The sequence below is a fragment of the Spirosoma arcticum genome, from assembly GCF_054779955.1.
Map to the genome: position 1 here is coordinate 1 of NZ_BAAGXG010000074.1, position 506 is coordinate 506.

The 506-nt window shown below is 48.8% G+C and carries 1 protein-coding gene; it reads left to right on the plus strand.

The window, feature by feature from the left end; all coding sequences use genetic code 11:
• The coding region (locus ACYVHB_RS32950) for a hypothetical protein (RefSeq protein ID WP_461056349.1) at positions 1-272 on the plus strand (272 nt) is incomplete at its 5' end.
• Positions 273-506 lie beyond the last annotated feature (234 nt).

Consider the following 506-nt stretch of genomic DNA (forward strand, 5'->3'; position numbering starts at 1 on the left):
TAACCAGCCCTGGGATGATCGGCGTGCTCAACAGCATCCTGGTCGGCGTCTTTACCGGTCTGTTGGCCAGCTTTGCGGTTGCCTCATCTGATTATGTCAATATCGGATTGGGCATAGTCCTTTTCGGACTAAGCGTCGAAGCACACCGTCGCTACCAGGCAAAGAAATTCAAGGAAATGGAAAGCAAGCTGGACCCCCTTTTTCCGAGTGCCCTAAACCCGGCAATCCATGAGCAGCCAGGCTATGTGAGCCAGGCTGATTCTCCCAATTAATTGGGTTTAATTCCTGTATGATTTCATCCGTTTAAAGACATTGACTGTTCCCTTTAAACTAACAAATAACGATATGGAAACTGAAATCGGTAACGCAACGGATGAAACGCACATCCGCCAGCTAATCAATCAGGGGGTTGAGGCAATCCGCGCCAGAGACATTGACAAGCTGGTGCCCAACTACGCACCAGCCATTGTATCGTTCGATGTCGTTGGTCAATTGCAATACATTGG